Origin of the sequence: Streptomyces sp. NPDC006733 (assembly GCF_040636125.1) — a bacterium.
Classification (GTDB): Bacteria; Actinomycetota; Actinomycetes; order Streptomycetales; family Streptomycetaceae; genus Actinacidiphila.
Genome location: NZ_JBEYJD010000009.1, coordinates 174,941 through 192,952, shown reverse-complemented (window position 1 = coordinate 192,952; position 18,012 = coordinate 174,941). Strand labels below are relative to the sequence as shown.

16 protein-coding genes and 1 pseudogene are annotated in these 18,012 nt (G+C 70.3%); 11 read left to right on the top strand and 6 right to left on the bottom strand.

The features are described 5' to 3' along the window. Window positions 1-179 precede the first annotated feature (179 nt). Both ABZ721_RS11155 and ABZ721_RS11150 read left to right on the top strand, forming a co-directional pair. On the top strand, window positions 180-1,031 hold the full coding sequence (locus ABZ721_RS11155) for a hypothetical protein (RefSeq protein ID WP_358788339.1): 852 nt from the start codon (window positions 180-182) through the stop codon (window positions 1,029-1,031). Between the two features lie 17 nt (window positions 1,032-1,048). Continuing rightward, complete coding sequence (locus tag ABZ721_RS11150; RefSeq protein WP_358788338.1) at window positions 1,049-1,783, top strand: hypothetical protein; 735 nt, start codon at window positions 1,049-1,051, stop codon at window positions 1,781-1,783. A 37-nt stretch (window positions 1,784-1,820) separates the two neighbouring features. Here the strand turns inward: ABZ721_RS11150 and ABZ721_RS11145 are convergent, their stop codons facing one another. Next, window positions 1,821-2,099, bottom strand: coding sequence for a hypothetical protein (locus tag ABZ721_RS11145; protein WP_358788337.1), 279 nt, complete (start codon window positions 2,097-2,099; stop codon window positions 1,821-1,823). 210 nt (window positions 2,100-2,309) lie between these two features. Then, window positions 2,310-3,131 carry a class I SAM-dependent methyltransferase gene (locus ABZ721_RS11140; RefSeq protein ID WP_358788336.1) on the bottom strand — a complete coding sequence of 274 codons (822 nt, stop codon included), beginning with the start codon at window positions 3,129-3,131 and terminating at the stop codon, window positions 2,310-2,312. 342 nt (window positions 3,132-3,473) lie between these two features. Here ABZ721_RS11140 and ABZ721_RS11135 point away from each other — a divergent pair, with 342 nt between their 5' ends. Together ABZ721_RS11135 and ABZ721_RS11130 are read left to right on the top strand one after the other, a co-directional pair. Then, window positions 3,474-3,899 (top strand): hypothetical protein, encoded by a 426-nt coding sequence (locus ABZ721_RS11135; RefSeq protein ID WP_358788335.1) that lies wholly within the window; start codon window positions 3,474-3,476, stop codon window positions 3,897-3,899. A 471-nt stretch (window positions 3,900-4,370) separates the two neighbouring features. Then, the gene (locus ABZ721_RS11130; protein WP_358788346.1) at window positions 4,371-4,964 is read left to right on the top strand and encodes a cadmium resistance transporter; all 594 of its coding nucleotides are present in this window, start codon (window positions 4,371-4,373) and stop codon (window positions 4,962-4,964) included. Between the two features lie 125 nt (window positions 4,965-5,089). On the opposite strand, the gene ABZ721_RS11125 is transcribed toward ABZ721_RS11130, so the two are convergent. From ABZ721_RS11125 to ABZ721_RS11115, 3 genes are all read right to left on the bottom strand, one after another. Next, window positions 5,090-6,178 carry a MerR family transcriptional regulator gene (locus ABZ721_RS11125; protein ID WP_358788334.1) on the bottom strand — a complete coding sequence of 363 codons (1,089 nt, stop codon included), beginning with the start codon at window positions 6,176-6,178 and terminating at the stop codon, window positions 5,090-5,092. A gap of 476 nt (window positions 6,179-6,654) precedes the next feature. Continuing rightward, complete coding sequence (locus ABZ721_RS11120) at window positions 6,655-8,736, bottom strand: AAA family ATPase (protein WP_358788333.1); 2,082 nt, start codon at window positions 8,734-8,736, stop codon at window positions 6,655-6,657. 304 nt (window positions 8,737-9,040) lie between these two features. After that, complete coding sequence (locus ABZ721_RS11115; protein ID WP_358788332.1) at window positions 9,041-9,502, bottom strand: nuclear transport factor 2 family protein; 462 nt, start codon at window positions 9,500-9,502, stop codon at window positions 9,041-9,043. Between the two features lie 181 nt (window positions 9,503-9,683). Here ABZ721_RS11115 and ABZ721_RS11110 point away from each other — a divergent pair, with 181 nt between their 5' ends. Together ABZ721_RS11110 and ABZ721_RS11105 are read left to right on the top strand one after the other, a co-directional pair. Continuing rightward, window positions 9,684-10,556 carry a helix-turn-helix transcriptional regulator gene (locus ABZ721_RS11110; protein WP_358788331.1) on the top strand — a complete coding sequence of 291 codons (873 nt, stop codon included), beginning with the start codon at window positions 9,684-9,686 and terminating at the stop codon, window positions 10,554-10,556. Window positions 10,557-11,002: 446 nt separating this feature from the next. Then, complete coding sequence (locus ABZ721_RS11105; RefSeq protein WP_358788330.1) at window positions 11,003-12,133, top strand: NADH:flavin oxidoreductase; 1,131 nt, start codon at window positions 11,003-11,005, stop codon at window positions 12,131-12,133. Between the two features lie 177 nt (window positions 12,134-12,310). On the opposite strand, the gene ABZ721_RS11100 is transcribed toward ABZ721_RS11105, so the two are convergent. Beyond that, the gene (locus tag ABZ721_RS11100) at window positions 12,311-13,105 is read right to left on the bottom strand and encodes an alpha/beta fold hydrolase (protein WP_358788329.1); all 795 of its coding nucleotides are present in this window, start codon (window positions 13,103-13,105) and stop codon (window positions 12,311-12,313) included. Window positions 13,106-13,420: 315 nt separating this feature from the next. Between ABZ721_RS11100 and ABZ721_RS11095 the strand changes: the two genes are divergently transcribed. From ABZ721_RS11095 to rox, 5 genes and pseudogenes are all read left to right on the top strand, one after another. Then, on the top strand, window positions 13,421-14,041 hold the full coding sequence (locus ABZ721_RS11095; protein WP_358788328.1) for an L-threonylcarbamoyladenylate synthase: 621 nt from the start codon (window positions 13,421-13,423) through the stop codon (window positions 14,039-14,041). 255 nt (window positions 14,042-14,296) lie between these two features. Next, window positions 14,297-14,836, top strand: a complete 540-nt coding sequence (locus ABZ721_RS11090; RefSeq protein WP_358788327.1) for a hypothetical protein — start codon at window positions 14,297-14,299, stop codon at window positions 14,834-14,836. Window positions 14,837-14,967: 131 nt separating this feature from the next. Further along, the gene (cpt, locus tag ABZ721_RS11085; RefSeq protein ID WP_358788345.1) at window positions 14,968-15,498 is read left to right on the top strand and encodes a chloramphenicol phosphotransferase CPT; all 531 of its coding nucleotides are present in this window, start codon (window positions 14,968-14,970) and stop codon (window positions 15,496-15,498) included. A 285-nt stretch (window positions 15,499-15,783) separates the two neighbouring features. Further along, window positions 15,784-16,149, top strand: a pseudogene (locus tag ABZ721_RS11080) (site-specific integrase); the annotation flags it as partial. A 335-nt stretch (window positions 16,150-16,484) separates the two neighbouring features. Beyond that, on the top strand, window positions 16,485-17,912 hold the full coding sequence (rox, locus tag ABZ721_RS11075; RefSeq protein WP_358788326.1) for a rifampin monooxygenase: 1,428 nt from the start codon (window positions 16,485-16,487) through the stop codon (window positions 17,910-17,912). Window positions 17,913-18,012 lie beyond the last annotated feature (100 nt).

Here is an 18,012-nt window from a genome sequence, read left to right as displayed (position 1 = left end):
GCCGGCACCACCGGTGACGGCCGCCGGGCCCCGCCGCCCGGTCTTTCCCTGCCCCGACCGGGGCCGCCCGGGCATTTGCCGTGAACGCCCACGTTGCAACGGTCCTGCGGTGTACGGTCGTCGCCGACGATGGCGGGCCAGGGGCTGGGGTGGGCGTGGACAGCGAATTTCGCTATCGGGTGGAACGAGTTGCCCTGGGCGTGATGGCGGCATCGGGCATCGTGGTCCTGGTCGCCGACCTGCTGGGGTGGCTCGACGCGCTGGCGCCCGGAGGCGCCCTGCCCAAGGTGACCCTGCTCATCCTGAGCACGGTCACCGTGTTCCTCCTCCTGGAAATCGACCGGCTGCGCAAACTCGACGACGTGCAGGAACAGCTCACCAAGCTGGATGACAACGTCCAGGCCCACCTGTCGAAGCTCGACATCAACGCCGTCGCGCGCCAGCTCAAGCAGGAGCACTACGCCGGCGTGATCAAAGTGCACGGGCGCTTCCCCGAGGAGGAGTTCGCCCGGTTCGTGGAGGGCGCCGGCCAGGACGTGACCATCCTGCAGACCTGGATCCCCAACCTGCACCACTTCAAGCGGGCGTTGGAGAAAGCCATTGTCGACCAGCAGGTCACGGTGCGCGTCCTGCTGCTGCACCCGTCGTCACCGGTGGCCGGCCTGCGCGACGAGGCGCTGCGCACCGTCCGGGACCCCGCCCTGTCGGTGGACGTGCGGGCGAGCGTGGAAAGCTGCCTCGCGGGACTGGCGGAGCTCAGCTTGGGCGTCCAGGAAGCGGACCGGACCCGGCTGCAGGTGCGGGTGTACAACTCCCTGCCCTCCATCGCCGTGTACAAGGCCGACGAGCACTTCCTCGTCAGCTCGTTCCTGCACGGTCAACTCGCCATCGACTCCACGCAGATCGAGATCGACGGCGCGGACACCGTGATGGGCCAGCAGGTCCAGCGGGAACTGTCCACGTTATGGAGCATCGGCAGCGACGTGAATCTGTGCGACTGGCGCGCGTCGATCCGCACCATCACCCCCTGAAGTGGAAAGGCACGGCCATGCGAGACCTGGACGCGTTCGAGGACGCTCTCATCGAGCAATTCAAGGAGCACCCCGTACTGGCGAACATCGCCCTGCTGTCGGATGAGGACTTCGCCGAGGTCCTGCTCCAGCGGCGCTTCGTGTCCCTCGCGTTCACGGCCTCCTACGACCTGGCCATCGACCTCTTGCGCGACGAGGCCGGGCTGCGGATCGCCCGCATCATCCTGCGCGAGGAGTACCCCGACGGGCACGGGCACACCCCTTCACACCGCGAGGACACGACGGCGGATCTGTACCGGCTCGGAGTCACCCGGGCGGTCCTGACGGCGTCACGGCCGACGGACGCAACGCTCGAGGCCATCGCCGCCACCTTCGAACTGATCGCCGACGCGGGTGGCCACGACAACTCCGATCTGCGGCTGCTGACGATCCTGCGCTTCTGGGGTGAGGTGCTGGTCTCCGTCGAGTACGGACAGCTGTGGCCGCGCATGGAGCCCCTGCTGACCCGCGACGGGCAGAACCACTCCCGCTTCTACTACCCGCACCACGTCCATGACGCGAAGACCCGCTCCCTCGCGAGCGTGTCCCTGCTCTCCGGCAGCCACTCCGATCGCCTGGCCACCCGCGTGACCGAACTGCTCGCCCTCGAGCCCTCGACGGACTGCTTCACGCAGTTGGAGGAGCAGTCCCTCCAACTCAAGGTCGCCTTCTACGACCAGTTCCTGCCCGCGCTGGACCGTGTCAGGGTCTGACGCACCGCACAGCTACCACTCCGTATGCGCGTGATGGTCACGGAGCCTCGTAGAAGGGGAGCGGGATATTGTGCGCCCGCAGCGCCGCCTTGTAGCGCACGAGCAACTCGTCGAGGTCGGCGAGGACGAAGGCCGCCGCCTCACGGGCTTCGCTGACGTCGCCCTGGTCGCACGCCTTGACGATGCCGGCGACGTCGTCCCGGATGATCGAAAGGGAGTCGCCCTGGATCAGCACGCCGGGAAACCGACGTGGCGGCAGCCGAACGACCGTGTCGTTTCCCGGATCCGTGAACAGCTCAACCTCGATACGTTCCATCACGTCATTCAACCTCAGCTCCGCACCCTTGCCCGTGCGTAGCCAGAACGGGGGAGGATGGCCGGAGCCCCCGAACGGATCGCGCCCGGTCCCCCTAGCCGCAGCAGACAGCAACCTGACGGGGCGGCAGGAGCACCGCCCTGCGGTTCGACGGATACGCAGCTCCGTCATCGCCTCCACCGGTTCGCGCCCGGCAGGCAGCCCGGACCGTCACACGTTCTCGATGCTGATCACGTGCGCCTGGATCCTGCCGTCCACCGGACCCGGACCACACCGTTGCGCGATCGCGGCGGCGCACGCCGCGGTCGCCTCGGCCAGATCTGCGCCGGCGCGTTCCTCGATCTCGCTACGCAACGGTGTCCCCTGGCAGTAGGCGAGTGCCGGCACGTGCGCCGACGCCGCGCGGCTGCGTGCGGTGATCGTCTCGCAGTGGGGTGCGGCGGTGAAGCCCGCCTTCGCCAGGTCTTTGACGAAGACGTTCAGGTCGGCGTGTCCGTGCGGGGTGCGTGCCAGGAAGCGAGGAGGGTCCTCCCGGTATACGTCGGCGAGCGTGTGGGTGACGATGTCGGCGAACTCGTTCTCCTCGATGCGATCCCATACGTTGAACAGCAGGGTTCCGCCGGGCCGCAACGCGCGCCGCGCCTCGGCGAACGCGCGGGCGGTGTCCGGGAAGAACATCACACCGAACTGGCACGCCACCACATCGAAGCTCGCGTCCGCGAAGGGCAACCGCAGGGCGTCCGCCTGCTGCCACCGCACCGGGCGCACGGCGCCGACAGCCTCGGCATGGTCCAGCATCGCCTGATTGAGGTCGGTCGCCACCAGGTCCACGGGCCCGGGCAGGGCTCGGGCGACCGCGCGCGTGACGACCCCCGTGCCGGCCGCGATCTCCAGTACCTGGGCGGGAGCAAGATTCGCCACCCGGCGCGCGAGATCCTCGGCGTAGGGCTCGAAGATCAGCGGCACGAGGTACTCGTCGTAGAACTCGGGAATCGAGCCCGCGAACACCGCATCGCAACCGGTCACGTCCATACGTCTTCCGCTCTGCCGCAACCCCCTTTCGATCCTACGACCCCCTCCCTCCGGGGGCGCGCTCTGAACTCTCGCCGGGGGGTTTCTGGGGCGGGCCGTGGGAAGCTGTCTCGGAGGGTCAGCGCGGTGTCCATGATGCGCGTGTGCTATCTCTCCCGTCGAGGTTGCTGCCCAGCGAATCCAGGACAGCCATCCGCCCGTCGCGAGATGGGACAAGGGCCGCGCCTCGCTGATATCGGGGTGCGCGACCTCCCTCGAAAGTGCCACAGTGCTGTCGTGACCTTGATAGACGTACTTGTCGGTTTCTGTCGCACTGGGCGCGTTGGCCCCCTGAGCTGCGGAATGTCCCTGACCGAGGCGGAAGACCTCCTCGGCCCAGGGCGCCCGCACCCGGCCCACATGCTGATGGGGCCCGAAATCGACGGCTATCCCTACTCGTGGGACGGGCTGCAGCTGGTGGTCACTCAGCGGGCCGTCAGCGGAATCTGGATCAATCTTGCGGCCGGTTCGACCGCTCACCTTCCGCCGCTCGTCCTGCCGGATTCCGAATTGTTCGAGGCCACCGTTCTCCGAGAGGAGTTGCTCACCACCCTCGACGACGCCGGGTGCCGGCATGTGCGCAATAGCACTCTCACCTTCGGCGAGCAGTCGAGCATCCTCACTCAGCCCGCTGACGTCTGTGCGGTCTTCAGCGTGCCTGGGCGGCACCACGACGTGCCGCACCGTGATCGGCACTACCTCAGCGTGATGCACAAGCATGCGGCTTGACATCGCTGCTTCCGCAGGACGATGCAGTTGCCAACGCCTTCGGTGCTGCAGGAGCGCCAGAGGAGAATGAGTCCGGCGGCCACGGTGTCGAGACTGCGCAGCAGGCGCAGTGGACAGCCGGCGACGACGGCCAGTTGGCTGGCGTCGACCGCCGTCATAGGAACCGGACGCCGCGGCAGTCAGCGAATGTCGTTCGAGGTCGCGGACCTGTCCGACGGCCTGGCAGTACGGAGTTACGTGCCGGGCCGTCCGTCACACCGGCGCAATGGTCCGTACCAACTCGTCGATCCCGTCAAACTCCGGCGACTTGCAGCACAGTCCATCGATGGTCCCGGTCAGCACCCATACCGTTCGCAGGTGGCATCACGCTGCTTGCGGAATGCCGCGCCCCCGGCAGGAATCGGTACGAAGACCCGATAGCGTCACCGGGGCGCCCCCACCGGAAAAGAGCACCCCCTCGTAAACCCAGGCATCGTCGGACAGGCAGCCGGGCTGTTCGCCGTCACCAACATCGACGACATCGTGATCCTGGCGCTGCTCTTCGCCCAGGGCGCCGGGCAGCGCGGCTCCGCTCGCCGCATCATGGTCGGCCAGTACCTGGGCTTCACCGCGATCCTCGCCGTGGCGGTGGCCGCGGCCTTCGGGGCCACCTTCCTGCCCGAGGCCGCCCTTCCCTATCTCGGTCTGCTGCCGCTCGTGCTGGGCCTCAAGGCCGCCTGGCAGGCGTGGCGGGCCCGGCGCGGGGGCGGCGGGGACGAGGAGGAAGCGCGGGCCAAGGAGGGTGGGCCGAGCCCGTTGGAGGTGGCGGCGGTGACCTTCGCCAATGGCGGCGACAACATCGGCGTCTACATCCCGGTCTTCGCGGCCTCCGGCACCGGTGGAATGGGCGTGTACGCCGGGGTCTTTCTCGTGCGGGTGGCGGTGTGGTGCTACGCAGGCCGTTTCTTCGCCACTCGCCCGGTGATCGCCAGGGTACTGGCCCGCTGGGGTCACATCCTGCTGCCGTTGGTTCTGATCGCCATCGGCCTGCTCATCCTCATCGGGGGCGACGCCTTCGGCCTGTGACCCGGCCCTCCCCCACCGTGCGCATTCCCCGACACCGGTTTGGCCCACGGCGCCCCGCCCACGCCGACCGCGCGCTGCGGGGCGGCCGGCCAGGAGCCCCGTCACGGCTCAGGAGACTGCCCTGTTCAGGCGATGAGCAGGCGCAGGCCGAGATCGACCGTATCGAGGTCGGTGAGGTCGCGGTTGCGTTCGGCCCATCGGCCGGAATCGAGGTCGTCGCGGAGGTTCCGTACGGCCCGGTGTTCGGCCTGCGGCCCGACCCGCGTCCAGACCGACATCGCGCGGCGCACGTGGTCGTGCAGATACGCCTCCGGCCGGCGCCAGTACGCTTCGAACAGGCCGTCGGTGCAGTCCCAGGGAACGGGGACCGCCTCGGCGCGGGCGCCGATCGCCTCGGCCATCCCGCCGAGCGAGGGGAAGTCCGTGAGGATCTCGGCGAACTCGGGCAGGTAGTCGCGGGTCAACCAGAAGCGCTCCGGCCAGCGGGGGGCGTCAGTGTCGAAGGTCAGCACCACCACCCGGCGAGCCACGCGCCGCATCTCGCGCAGTCCCGCGAGCGGGTCGTCCCAATGGTGAACGGTCGAGACGGCCATGGCGGCGTCGAAGGACTGGTCCTCGAACGGCAGGCGCTCCGCGGCGGCGGCCACGCACGGTGCCGCACCGATACGCCGCTGTGTCCGCATGACCGCCGACGGTTCCACGGCCGTCACCGCACGGTCGGAGGGCTCGTAGGAGCCCGTGCCGGCCCCGACGTTCAGGACCGTGTGCGCGTCCCCGAGCGCGTCCACGATCTGCGCGGCGATCCGCGGCTCGGTGCGCCGGGTCGCGGTGTAGGCGCCGCCGATCTCGTCGTACAGCCGTGCACCGAGCATCTCCAGCTGTTCTTCCGGTGTCACCTGCAGTCCCTTCGCTCGTGCCGTCAGTTCCCGGTCGATGGCCGTGACCATGGCATCGGCGCGGTCGCGCCGCTCCAGCAGGATGCCGCGCAGCCGGCGCAGATGCGCGACCGCGTCGGTGGACGGGTCGCCCACCAGTTCGGCGACCTCCCGCAGGCCGAAGCCCAGCCGCCGGTAGGCCAGCACCTCCCGCAGCCGCTCCACGTCACCTGCCGAGTAAGCCCGGTATCCGGCCGCGGTCCGCGCTGACGGGCGCACGAGCCCGATCTCGTCATAGTGATGCAGCGTGCGGACGCTCACGCCCCCCAGCTCGGCCACGCGCCCGACAGTCCAGTGATCTTCCACGGCATCGACTATGCAGCCTGACGCCACGTGAGGGTCAAGCACCCCGCCTGGAGCGCGAGGGCCGAACGCGCGGGTGGGCGCGCACGGCCCCGGGGCCTCGTCGGGACGGAACCCCGGTCGTCACCGAGATCGATCGGGCAGACCGCAGTAAGGGAGATGGGGCCGGCCGTCTCGGCCAGAGCCCGCGCGTGCCGGTGTCCGGAAAGATCCGGCCATCCCACCTCACCAACCCCCAGGGCGCCATCGCGCTGATCGGGCCGGTGGGCGTCCGTGCCTCGGGCTCCGGGAGCGTGGCCGTCGCGGGGGGTGGCCGGTTTGCATCCGCGGAACCGGGGCGGAAAGGCCTCCGTGGGGTCTGAGCCAAATTCTCGGTCACCACGGACTCCGATCCTCCTCACCGCCAACGGATGCGGCAGCTCCGACCGGTCGCGCACACACCGGACGAGGCATCAGGCGGGCTCGACGGTAATGGTGCACAGGCGCTTGGTGGCCCGGGTCAGGGCGACGTACAAGTCCCGTTCCCCACCGGGGCGGGCAGTGATGATCTCCTCGGGGTGCAGGACGACGACCCCGTCGAATTCCAGGCCGCGTGCTTCGGACGCCGGCACGATGCGGGCGTGCTGAGCGATGCCCTGGGCCGTCAGCTCGCCGACCCGGCTGTCCGCGCAGAGCACGCCCAGCAGTTCGCCCGGGTGCGCCGCGCTCTGGGCGCGCAGTTCCCGCCCGACGGCGGCGACCCATCCGTCGGGCGAGGTGGTCACGGTGCGCGGGCGCTCGCCGCTGCGCAGGGATCGGGTGGGCTGCTGGTCCGGAGCGATCCGCGTGAGCAGGTCCCGGGCGCCGGCCAGGATCTCCTGCGTGGTGCGGTAGCTGATGGTCAGGTTGTGCAGGTTGAACCGCGCTCCCACATGGGGGCTCAGGGCTTCCGTCCAGTCGCGGGCCGTGGCGACCGGCCCGGCCTGGGCGAAGTCTCCCACCAGTGTCATCGCCCGTGCCGGACAGCGGCGGACGAGCATCCGCCACTGCATGGCCGTCAGTTCCTGTGCCTCGTCGACGACGACGTGCCCGTACGTGCGCTCGGGCGGCCCGTCGACCAGGCTCGCCGCCTCGTCGAGCAACGGCCCGTCGGCATCGGTCCACGGCGCGTCCGCAGCGCGCAGCAGAAGCGACCGCTCCTGCGCGGTCAGGCCTGGCAGGCGCTCGGCGAGCGCGTCGGGGTTCGTCAGGAGCGCCGTGACGAGGTCACCGGGTGCCAGCCGCGGCCACAGCGCCTCGACCGCGCGGTCGACGCCGGCGTCCTCGAGAAGATCGGCGCGCAGCGCGTCCAGGTCCAGTTCGTGGGCCGGACCCGCGTCGGCCGCTCCTTCGACGCGCCGTTGGGCGACTCCCGTGAACCGGTCGAGGTTCAGGCCGGTCATCGTGACGGTATCGGCGTCGATCTGCTCCAGCAGGTCGCCCATGTCGCGGTGCATCGCGTCGGTGACGGCGTCGACCAATAGCTCCCGGAACACCTGGCGGGCGGGGTTGTGCCCCGGTACGGCGGCCACGGCGGCGTCGCGTGCGGCGGCGACCTCCTCGCCGGACAGCTGCACCCGTTCCTGGCCGACGCGCACGGTGAAGTCACCGGCGGGGGCTTGATGGACGCGCAGCAGCCCGGCCAGCGCGTCGGCGAGGTCGGTGCTGCCCTTCAGGCGCGCCGTCGCGAACGAGTCCGCCCGCTCCCCCGGGTCCGGGGACAGGCCGGCCAGTTCCCGGCAGGTCGCCAGCACGACGTCGTTCTCGCCCAGCGAGGGGAGGACGTGGGAGATGTAGTCGAGGAACCGGGCGTTCGGGCCCACCACCAGGACGCCCTCCTCCGCGGCGCGCGGGAACGCGTACAGGACATAGGCCGCCCGGTGCAGGGCCACGACGGTCTTGCCGGTGCCCGGACCGCCCTGCACCACGGTCACCCCGCGGTGGGCGGAGCGGACGATCTCGTCCTGCTCGGCCTGCAGCGTCGCGACGGCCGCGTGCATCTGGCCGGTACGCCGGGCCGCCAGGGCCTCGGTCAACGGGCCGTCCCCCACGACGTCCTCGTCGGTCGGGGCGGTGCCGTCCAGCAGTTCATCGCTCACCGCGATGACGGTGCGCTCCTCCAGGCGCAGGTGCCGGCGCCGCCGCAGACCCATCGGATGGACCGGTGTCGCCTCGTAGAAGGGCCGTGCCGCGTTGGCGCGCCAGTCCACGAGCAGCGGCAGGTCGTCCTCCTCCGTCTGCAGTCCGATCCGCCCGATGCGCAGGGCCGTGCCATCCGTCCCGTCGATGCGCCCGAAGACCAGCCCTTTTTCAGCGCCCTCGAGCCGTCCGATCTCCTTGGCCAGACGCTCGGCGGCCATTTCTCTCTCGTAGGCCTCACCGGCGCTTTCCGCCGGGGTCTTCAATACCCGCGCTCGGTGAACTCGCGCCTCCGAAAGCCGCTCGGTGAGCACCGCGTACACGGAAGATACATAGTCCCGCTCCACGTCAAGGGCACGCACAGCGGGGTCATTCATTTTCTGCAACAGGGGGCTCCTTCGATTCGAGCCACACCCTACGGTTACAGTGCCCGCAAGATAAGTCTTGACTTACTTGACGGGCCGTGACCTACGGCCGCATCCATAGCGGCTGACCAGAGGGCATGATTCCGCCGATCCGTCCACCGCAAATAGCCCTTCCGATGCCCGCCGGCCTCCTGGGCGAGTCCAGAAGGCCGGCGGCTGCGAGAGCGGGAACCGGCGGGGCGATCCGCCGCTCGCGACCTCGGCGAGGCTGCGGACACCCCGTGTTCGGGCGTCGAGGAACGGGTGCCGACCGGTATCAGAAACCGGCCGGCAGGTGGACGGAAGTGCCCGTGAAAGCCGACGTATCGAGCCACAGGTACTGGAAGGAGCGACTGGTGAAGACCCAGCCGCTCCCCGAGCGCCGCAGGCGATCGGCGGTGACGCTGTGGTTGCGGTAGTACGTCTCACCCGGGCCGCGGGCGGCCTCGTGACAGATGATGCTGGTCGTCGCCTCGTCACCGGAGATGTCGATCGGTCCCTGCACCGCGAACTGCACGAAGAACTCCTTCCCGTCGCGCAGTTTGCGGAACGTGGAAACGATGTCGGCCACGCCCACGGCATGCACGCTCTCAGCGATCGTCCACTCCGCGTCGAAGGCCCAGGTCGCGCGGAAACGCTCGCTGTCGCCTCGGGTGGCGGCGTCGGCGAAACGAGCGATGGTGTCACGGATCGCTGCCTCGTCCAGCAGACGGTTCAAGGCACTCTGGTCGTCAGTCATTGCATTCTCCCTGTGCGGTAACGGGGAACATTCCGCTCCGGCAATTTCAACAAGGGCCGGGGTCGGTAAACGTCTTGTTCGCTATGGTGACGCGGCCGGGAGTGAGGAACCAGAGACGCTGCGACGGTAGGAAGAGCCGTACCACCCTCGCATCGCTCCTGCGGCCGGGAATGCGGGGAGAATGGAGGGCATGACGACGACACCCGACACCGGCCTGGGCGCGATGCTCCGCACCTGGCGCGACCGGCTGCCCCCGTCGGCCGTCGGGCTGCCCGCGGCCTCGGGACGCCGCGCCGCCGGGCTGCGGCGCGAGGAGCTGGCCGACCTCGCCGGAATGTCCGTCGACTACGTCGTGCGCCTGGAGCAGGGACGCGCCACCACTCCGTCGGCGCCCGTGGTGGCCTCTCTGGCACGCGCCTTGCAACTGTCCACGGCCGAACGCGACCATCTGTACCGGCTGGCGCAGCTCGCCCCGCCGGCGGACGGCACGATCTCCGACCACCTGACGCCCGGCGTGCAACGGGTGCTCGCCCGGCTCGGGGACGTCGCGGTCGCCGTGTTCGCGGCGGACTGGCAGCTGGTGTGGCGCAACCGCGGGTGGGCCGGCCTCGTGGGCGACCCCTCCGCCGCCCCGGCGCGGCTGCGCAACTTCGCCCGCGACCGGTTTCCCGTCGACGACGGGCCCGCCCACCTCGCCCGGTGGCCGGTCACCGAGGCGGACCGGGAGGCCACCGATGCCGCCGTCGTCGCCGACCTGCGCCGTGCCACCGGCCGCTACCCGCAGGACCGGCGCCTCACCGCACTGATCCGTGATCTGAGCGCCAACCCACGGTTCGCCGCGCGGTGGGCGACCGGCGGCGTGGCCGCCCACCGCGAGAACCAGAAGACGATCCACCATCCCGCGGTGGGACCGGTCACCGTGGACTGCGACATCCTGACCGACGGCGACTCCGACCTCAAGATCGTCATCATGACGGCCGCACCCGGCAGCGAGGACGAGACCAAGCTCCGCCTCGCCGCCGTCGCCGGCCAGGCCGCCATCGCGTCCCCCTGACGCGGGCGCGGAGCGGTCCGCTCGTGAGCCCTCGGCCGGTCCCCCACTGCCCGACCGGTGCCGCCGGCCCCGGTGGGGAAGGGTGATGGGGCGTCTCGGGCCGTACTCCTCGGGCCGGGCGCAGCCGTCGTCCTGCGGAGGTCGCGGATCGTGCACCCCGAGGTGTCGGCGCCCACCCGTCGGCGACAGTCCGTCCGGGCGGCGGTCCGACATCCGCCGGCCCGGGACGAAAGGCCATGGTTGGCAGCCCCGCACCTCGCGGGACCGGTCAGCCGACCGCCCCTGACCTGGTTGTATCGGAGATCACAGCGCTATGGGCCCGGGCGGTGGAATCCCCGGGCGTGCGGATCCGTTGGCATCAGGGATATTGATGCACAAGCACATACCGACCGTTACGCATCATCTTCTCAGCGTTCGCCCTGTCCCTCGTCCTACACGGAGCCCTTGTGACCACCACCGCCACCGAATCTGCTGACCGCGCGGCCCGGATCCTGTCCCGGCCGGTATCGCTCAACGGCCTGACCGTCCGGAACCGGATCGCAATGGCCCCCATGACCCGGATGTTCTCCCCCGGCGGTGTGCCCGGCGAGGACGTGGCCTCGTACTACGCGCGCCGCGCCGCGGCGGGCGTCGGCCTGGTCATCACCGAGGGCACGTACGTGGGTCACGCGTCGGCCGGGCAGAGCGACCGTGTTCCGCGCTTCCACGGTGAGGCGGAGCTGGCGGGCTGGGCGAAGGTCGCCGAGGCCGTGCACGCGGTCGGCGGTGCGATCGTGCCGCAGCTGTGGCACATCGGCATGGTGCGCAACGCGGGCGATCCCCCCTTCGCGGACGCCCCGGCGGTGGGGCCGTCCGGCATCACCACCGAGGGCGCCGAGGTCACCGGCAAGGCGATGACGCAGCAGGACCTCGATGACGTCGTCCAGGCGTTCGCGACGGCGGCGGCCGACGCCGAGCGCCTCGGGTTCGACGGGGTCGAGCTGCACGGCGCACACGGCTACCTGATCGACCAGTTCCTGTGGGCGGGCACCAACCGCCGCACCGACGCGTACGGCGGCGACCCGGTGGCCCGGACGAAGTTCGCCGCGGAGATCGCAGCCGCGGTCCGCGCCGCCGTCTCCCCCACCTTCCCCATCCTCTTCCGCTACTCGCAGTGGAAGCAGCAGGACTACCGCGCCCGCCTCGCCGAGACCCCGCAGGAACTCGAGGCGATCCTGACCCCGCTGGTGGACGCCGGCGTGGACGTCTTCCACGCCTCCACGCGCCGCTACTGGCACCCGGAGTTCGACGGCGCCGACCTGAACCTGGCCGGCTGGACGAAGAAGCTCACCGGCAAGCCCACCATCACCGTCGGCTCGGTCGGCCTGGACGGCGACTTCCACAAGTCCTTCCAGGGCGAAGGCGCCGCCACCAAGGGCATCGACGACCTCCTCGACCGCCTGGAGACCGACGAGTTCGACATGGTCGCCATCGGCCGCGCGCTGCTCCAGGACCCGGAATGGGCCGCGAAGGTGCTCGACGGGCGCCTGGGCGAGCTGAAGGCGTTCGACGCGGCGTCGGTGAAGTCGCTCAGCTGACGCCGGCAGGGCACAGCCACCCGGCGCCGCCGGCGTCCGCTGCCCTCGGTGGCCCAACCGGCCCCGCACCTCACTCCCCCGTGAGCGGGGGACGGGGCCGGTGCGTGCCGTTGCGTGCTCCGCGCCCGGTCGGCCCCCGCGTCACGTCCCGGTGCCGGCTCCGCGCGGGGCAGGAGTTCAGCCGCGCGCGTCCGGCGCGGACAGGAACGCGGCCACGGTCGGCGCGAACCGGGGATGGCGGACCACTGTGAGGTGGTCGCCGGGCAGCACGGTCAACTCCGCCCCGGCGATGGCGTCCGCGAGAACTGCCGGCCGCACCGCCAGCGGGTCCTCGGAGCCGGCGAGGACCAGGGACGGCACCCGGATGTCCGCCAGCGGCATCGGCCCCCGGAACGCCGCCGAGAGCTGCGCGATGAGCGCCTGCCGGTCGGCCCCCATCGCGTCCGCGAGCAGCCGGAATCCGGCGGCTTCGGCTGGTGCGTTCGCCGGGTTCTCGGCGGTCAGTGCCGCGGTCACCAGTTCCGTCGGGATCGCCCGCCGGTCCAGGCCCCCGACCTCCACGACGCCCGCGCCGACGCCGCCGGAGACCAGCCGGGTGACGCGCGGATCGGCGGCGGTCGCCAGCAGCGCGACCACGGCCCCCATCGAGTAGCCCACCAGGTGGACCGCGTCCACGCCGAGGACGTCGAGCAACTCCGTCACGTCCCGGGCCATCCGCTCCTCCCCGTACCGTGCCGGGTCGTGCGGCCGGTCCGACGCGCCGTGGCCGCGCGCGTCGAGCGCCAGGACGTGGCGGCCGTCACCGAGCAGCGCGGCGACCACCCCGGGGTCCTCCCAGTTGCTGCGGGCGTGCACCGCGAACCCGTGCAGCAGCAGGACGGGCGGCAGCTCGCCGGCCTCGCCCCAGGCGTAGTAACGCAAGGTCAGATCGTCGGAAGTGCGGAGGTCGCAGACGCGCGCATCGGTTGTCATGCCGGCACGCTACGGGCGAGGGGCAGCGTCCACCCGGCCCTGTGTACCTCTGCACAGCACCCCGGAGCCGTTGTTGGGACCCTGCCCAAGACCGCCCCGCGCGATCCGGCCGCCCGCGACCCTTCCGGGTGGTTCCACCCGGTGCCGCCCCACCGGCGCGCCCACGCCGACGACCGTGCCCGCACCACTCCGGCGGCAGGGTCCGAGCGCGGCCAGGACCGTCGCGCTCGTCGCGCCGGCGCGCCCGACCGGGGTCGCGCAACCCCCCCCGATCAGACGGCGATTCCTGCACACGGCAACCCTTAGTCTTGCCCGATGGCACGATACTTCGACGTACATCCCGCAAACCCCCAGCCGCGCATCATCAGCGGCGTGGCCGACAGCATTCGCTCCGGCGCGCTGGTCGCGTACCCGACGGACTCCTGCTACGCACTGGGCTGCCGGCTGGGCAACCGCGAGGGCATCGAGCGCATCCGGTCGATCCGGAACCTCGATGACCGGCACCACTTCACCCTGATCTGCCAGAATTTCTCGCAGCTGGGGCAGTTCGTCCAGATCGACAACGACGTGTTCCGCGCCATCAAGGCCGCGACACCGGGCAGCTACACCTTCATCCTTCCCGCGACGAAGGAAGTACCGCGCCAGCTGCAGCACCCCAAGAAGCGGACCGTCGGCGTGCGCATCCCGGACCACGTCGTGACGCAGGCGCTGCTCGCCGAGCTCGGCGAACCGCTCGTCTCCAGCACGCTGCTGCTGCCCGGCGAGTCCGAACCGATGACGCAGGGCTGGGAGATCAAGGAACTGCTCGACCACGCGGTCGACGCGGTGGTCGACTCCGGCGACTGCGGCACCGAGCCCACCACCGTCATCGACTTCTCCAACGGCGAGCCCGAGATCCTCCGCCGCGGGGCGGGCGACCCCGCCCGCTTCGAGTAGGCACCCGCCCTCTCCGGCAGCGGATGCCGCACGACGGAGCCCGCGGGTCGGCGTACAGGCCCGGGCATCCGGCGGCCGCCGTCGGTCGAGTCGGCCTACTGCCCTCCCCTCACGATCGATCCGGTCGGCGCCCGGTGGCCGCAGGGCGCCGCCGGTGCGGCCCTACGCGCTCCCTCATCAGCGGTGCCCCGGGCCGTGATGCAACCGCCGACACTCCTCTATTGAACACGTTCAAAACTGCGGTACGCTGCGGCCATGAGCGAACGAAGAGCTGCCCTGCGGCAGATACGCGCCTGGCTCGTCCTGTTCATCGTCTGCCTCGCGCTCAGCGGCTTGACGGCCTTTCCGCTGGTCCACGAAGTGCGTTGGGCCGACAGCCTGCTGGGGTCCACCGCTCTCGGCGACTGGTTCCCCGCCCTCACCCGCTGGATCACCCGCGTCCGCACCGGGCTCGACACGGCCGACACCGACTACCCCTTCCTGCTGTACGGGACCGACTGGCTGGCCTTCGCCCACCTCGTCATCGCCGTGGCGTTCTACGGGCCCTACCGCGACCCGGTCCGCAACATCTGGGTCGTCGAGTTCGGGATGATCGCCTGCGCGGGGATCATCCCGCTGGCGCTGATCTGCGGGCCCATCCGCGGCATCCCCGTTTGGTGGTCGGTCATCGACATGTCGTTCGGCGCCTTCGGTGTCATCCCGCTGTACGTCGTACGCAAAAAGATCAAGCGCCTCGCGGCACTCGAGGACGCGGCAGCCCCCCAGCCGGCGCCGGTGGTCCAGCCCGCCCTCTAGAGATCCCCCGAGCTCTGACCCGCCTGGTTGCCTGCCCCGTGACCGGGACGAGAAGCTGGGCGGAGGCGGCCGATGGCGCTTGCGGAAACCTGTTTCGGGGGCGGCGGGAGTGCCTCTACTGTGGCACGGTGATGACCGAAGTGATCGTCCTCAACGGCGGGTCCAGCTCCGGGAAGTCCGGGATCGCCCGGTGCCTGCAGGCGGTCCTGCCCGATCCCTGGCTGGCGCTGGGGACCGACACCCTGGTGGACGCGATGCCCGCGGCCCTGCAGGCATCGGATGCGGGGATCGAGTTCGCTCCGGACGGAGAGGTCATCGTCGGGCCGGAGTTCCGGACGCTGGAAGCGGCCTGGATCGAAGGAGTCGCCGCGATGGCCCGTGCGGGCGCCCGCGTCATCGTCGACGAGGTCTTCCTCGGCGGAGCGGCCTCGCAGCAGCGGTGGCAGCGGGCGCTGCGCGACCTGCGCGTGCTGTGGGTCGGGGTCCGATGCGACGCGGCGGTCGCCGCGGGCCGTGAGGTCGCACGAGGCGACCGCACTGTCGGCATGGCCGCATCCCAGGCGGACCTGGCCCATCAGGGCGTGGTCTACGACCTGCAGGTGGACACCACGCGGACGGAGTCGATGGAGTGCGCCCGGACCATCGCCGCCCATATCAGCTGAGCGGCGGCCCGTCGACATCACCGCAGCGCCGTGCTGGTCGGGCTGTTGTCGCCAGCGGCCCTCGGCCCGAGCGGGTATCGGGGGTTGAGGAACATCGGACCGAAAACCGGCGCTGAGCCTTCGTCGGTCCTGATGGGCGACCGGTGGAGCGTCGGTGACCGGCTGCTTCTGAAGTCTCACACAGATATCACCCCAATATCTGCGGTGGCGTAATCCGTCACCTGCGGTGACGTTCTACGGCCGCTGTGTGAAGCCGCTTTGTTATCTGTGGTGAGGGAGGAAGTTCTGCCCACAGTCGTAGAGCTGCCGACCGGGAAGGCGCTGACCATCCGGGCGGCGGCAGGCGTGTTCCTCGACTTGCTCGGCAATCCGGACACGGTCTGGAACTATGGGACCGGAGCTGGGAAGACCGCCGAACGGCTCGGCGACGCGCGGCCGCTGGCGTCGGGGGCGGACGATGAGATCGGCGCGGCCCTAGAACTGCTATGGGGCACCGCGGCAGTGAACACCTAGAACGCCCGTCGGGCGGCGGTGCTGTTCTGGCTCCGCTGGTGCCGTGAGCGCGGCTACGAGGGGCCGATGGTCCCGGCGTGGGCCAAGCGTCCGGCAGTGCCGGACTCCGGGACCCCGGCCCGCTCGAAGATGGGCCTCCATGCGGGAGGGGATTGTCCATCCGCAACGGAAGGCAAAAGGCAAAGGGCAAGGAGGTTACTTACTCCTTGCCACTCTCAACTTATAGCGCACGGGGGGCCTTGCGGCAAGGCCCGGGGCGTGGCGCAGAATCGTCGGCCAAGGCCAGAGGTTGGGAAGATCAGGAATTCGCGAAGCACGTGCGCCTTTGTCAACTGTGGGTTCTGCAGGATGCGAAACCGCTGGTGGGACGTGCGGTGTTGTTGCAGGCACGCGGCGCGGAGGACCGGGTGTGCGCGCTGACGGATTGCGTAGAGCTGCTGGCCGAAATGCAACCTTGTTGAATGGAGGGGTTCATGATTGATGTGATCGTTGCCGGCGGCGGACCGACCGGTTTGATGCTGGCCGGCGAGTTACGGCTGAACGGCGTGCACGCGCTCGTGCTGGAGAAGGAGGCGGAGCCGACCAGGATCGTCCGCTCGCTCGGCCTGCACACGCGCAGCATCGAGGTATTGGACCAGCGCGGTCTGCTGGAGCGGTTCCTCGCGCTTGGTAAGCAGCACCCGGTTGGTGGTTTCTTCGCCGCCATAAACAAACCAGCGCCGCACCAGCTGGACACCGCGCATCCATACACGCTCGGCATTCCGCAGACCACCACCGATCGCCTGCTTGCCGAGCACGCCACCGACCTTGGCGTCGAGATCCGGCGCGGCTGCGAACTCGTCGGGCTGAGCCAGGACGAACACGGGGTGGCCGCAGAACTTGCCGACGGCACGCGGCTGCGCTCGCGCTACCTCGTCGGTTGTGACGGCGGCCGCAGCACGGTGCGCAAGCTGCTCGGTGTCGGCTTCCCCGGCGAGCCCTCCAGGGTCGAGACGCTGCTGGGCGAGGTGGAGGTGACCGCGCTGCCGGACACGCTGAACGCCGTGATGGCCGAAGTGCGCAAGACCCACCAGCGGTTCGGCGCCGTGCCCCTCGGGGACGGGGTGTACCGCCTCGTAGCGCCCGCCGAAGGGGTGGCCGAGGACCGCACGGTCCCGCCGACCCTGGACGAGCTGAAGCGGCAGGTGCAGAGGCTCGCCGGCACCGATTTCGGCGTGCACTCACCGCGCTGGCTCTCTCGCTTCGGCGACGCCACTCGGCTGGCCGAGCGCTACCGGACCGGCCGGGTGCTGCTGGCCGGCGACGCGGCGCACATCCACCCGCCGACCGGCGGGCAGGGGCTCAACCTCGGCATCCAGGACGCGTTCAATCTCGGCTGGAAGCTGGCCGCCGAAGTCAACGGTTGGGCACCGGAGGGACTGCTGGACAGCTACCACACCGAACGACACCCGGTGGCCGCCGATGTGCTGGACAACACCCGCGCGCAGATGGAGCTGATGTCCGTCGAGCCGGGTCCCCAAGCAGTGCGTCGGCTGGTGTCGGAATTGATGGACTTCGGGGAGGTGAACCGGTATCTGATGGAGAAGATCACTGCGATCGAGGTCCGCTACGACCTCGGCGAGGGGCACGAACTGCTTGGCCGACGGTTGCGGGACATGGGGCTGAAACGGGGTCGCCTCTATGAGCTGATGCATGGCGGCCGCGGGCTGCTGCTCGATCAGACGGGCCGCCTCTCGGTGGCAGGCTGGGCAGATCGAGTCGACCATGTCGCCGACATCAGCGAAGAACTGGACGCGCCCGCGGTGCTGCTGCGGCCGGACGGCCACGTGGCGTGGGTTGGTGACGATCAACAGGATCTGCTCGACCGGCTTCCCCGGTGGTTCGGTGCTGCGGTCACCTGAACGTGCAACTCGGGGCACGAAAGCCCACCGGGCCTGGTCGGACGGAGCGGGTACACAAAGCTGTCACTCGTGAGGACACGCTGTACCCGCTCCAGGCCAC

What these genes read in the sequence shown, in the direction of transcription:
- ABZ721_RS11095 (WP_358788328.1), top strand. Translation starts at nt 13,421, where the DNA reads ATGGCACGATACTTCGACGTACATCCCGCAAACCCCCAGCCGCGCATC.
- cpt (WP_358788345.1), top strand. Translation starts at nt 14,968, where the DNA reads ATGACCGAAGTGATCGTCCTCAACGGCGGGTCCAGCTCCGGGAAGTCC.
- ABZ721_RS11145 (WP_358788337.1), bottom strand. Translation starts at nt 2,099, where the DNA reads ATGGAACGTATCGAGGTTGAGCTGTTCACGGATCCGGGAAACGACACG.
- ABZ721_RS11090 (WP_358788327.1), top strand. Translation starts at nt 14,297, where the DNA reads ATGAGCGAACGAAGAGCTGCCCTGCGGCAGATACGCGCCTGGCTCGTC.
- ABZ721_RS11120 (WP_358788333.1), bottom strand. Translation starts at nt 8,736, where the DNA reads ATGAATGACCCCGCTGTGCGTGCCCTTGACGTGGAGCGGGACTATGTA.
- ABZ721_RS11140 (WP_358788336.1), bottom strand. Translation starts at nt 3,131, where the DNA reads ATGGACGTGACCGGTTGCGATGCGGTGTTCGCGGGCTCGATTCCCGAG.
- ABZ721_RS11135 (WP_358788335.1), top strand. Translation starts at nt 3,474, where the DNA reads ATGTCCCTGACCGAGGCGGAAGACCTCCTCGGCCCAGGGCGCCCGCAC.
- ABZ721_RS11100 (WP_358788329.1), bottom strand. Translation starts at nt 13,105, where the DNA reads ATGACAACCGATGCGCGCGTCTGCGACCTCCGCACTTCCGACGATCTG.
- rox (WP_358788326.1), top strand. Translation starts at nt 16,485, where the DNA reads ATGATTGATGTGATCGTTGCCGGCGGCGGACCGACCGGTTTGATGCTG.
- ABZ721_RS11110 (WP_358788331.1), top strand. Translation starts at nt 9,684, where the DNA reads ATGGAGGGCATGACGACGACACCCGACACCGGCCTGGGCGCGATGCTC.
- ABZ721_RS11150 (WP_358788338.1), top strand. Translation starts at nt 1,049, where the DNA reads ATGCGAGACCTGGACGCGTTCGAGGACGCTCTCATCGAGCAATTCAAG.
- ABZ721_RS11115 (WP_358788332.1), bottom strand. Translation starts at nt 9,502, where the DNA reads ATGACTGACGACCAGAGTGCCTTGAACCGTCTGCTGGACGAGGCAGCG.